Genomic DNA, 1,170 nt, shown 5'->3' on the forward strand with positions numbered 1-1,170 from the left:
GGCGAAGTCATATGGTGGCAGCAACGTTCTTCTTGAAGGAGCGTTTCATGGTCAAGTTGTTCCCGCCGAATACTCGTACGCAGTTCGTCGATCTCGTGTGTGCGGGGGTGCCCGTTCAGCGTGCTGCGCTGAGCTTGGGTGTGTCTGGCACGTCGGGATCTCGCTGGTGGTCTCAGTCTGGAGGGATGAAGATCAACCTTGGAGCCGATGGAGGCCTCGATGACCTGGCGCCAGTTGCGCCCCTTGCTAGCGGACGAATGTTGACTGCGACAGAGCGCGGCGTGATCCAAATGGGGTTCCGTGCAGGGCTGAGTTACGCGAAGATCGCCGCCGAGATCGGTCGAGACAAGTCCGTGGTCTGGCGGGAAGTGCGACGCAACACAAGCGCCGACGGGGTGTATTACGCGTCGGTCGCGCACACCCGCGCGCATCAGGCCAGGCGTCGACCGAAGCCGTTCACGTTGATCGAGAACGAGGCGCTGTGCCGGTTGATCGAGGGGTGGATGGACGAAGGGTGGAGCCCGAAACTGATCTCCACGATGTTAGAGGTTTCCTTCCCGGACGATCAGACTATGCACGTGAGTCACGAGACGATCTACCAAGCCCTTTACGTCCAGACCCGCGGGAAATTGCGGGCAGATCTCGCGGAGAAGCTCTCTCTGAAGCGGAAGAAGCGTGTTGCCCACACGGCGCAGCGACGTAAGAACAGCCCCTATAAAGAAGCGTTCAAGATCAGTGATCGGCCGGCCGAGGTCGAGGACCGGGCTATCCCTGGGCACTGGGAGGGCGACTTGATCATCGGTTCTGACGGCACCGCGATCGGCACTCTCGTTGAACGCACGACACGCTTCACGATTCTGCTCCACCTACCCGGAGACCACTCCGCAGATACTGTCGCTACCGCAATGATCCGCGAGATGGGCGCGCTGCCTGAACACCTGCGCCGTTCGATCACCTGGGATCGCGGAACAGAGCTCGCCGAGTACGCCAAAATCCAGACCGCGTTAGAGACAACGCTCTACTTCTGTGACCCACACTCACCCTGGCAACGCGGGACCAACGAGAACACCAACCGGCTTCTACGATTCTGGTTCGAGAAAGGATCAGATCTCTCCGCCCACTCTCCCGAGGACCTCGCCCGGACCGCCGCGATCCTGAATCGCCGCCCCC

1 protein-coding gene is annotated in these 1,170 nt (G+C 60.8%); it reads left to right on the forward strand.

From position 1 onward, the window contains the following. Window positions 1-185 precede the first annotated feature (185 nt). Window positions 186-1,170: IS30 family transposase (locus ACSS7Z_RS16225; RefSeq protein ID WP_438255910.1), on the forward strand; the 985-nt coding region annotated here is incomplete at its 3' end.

The sequence above is a fragment of the Microbacterium wangyouchuni genome, assembly GCF_051546305.1.
Lineage (GTDB): Bacteria > Actinomycetota > Actinomycetes > Actinomycetales > Microbacteriaceae > Microbacterium.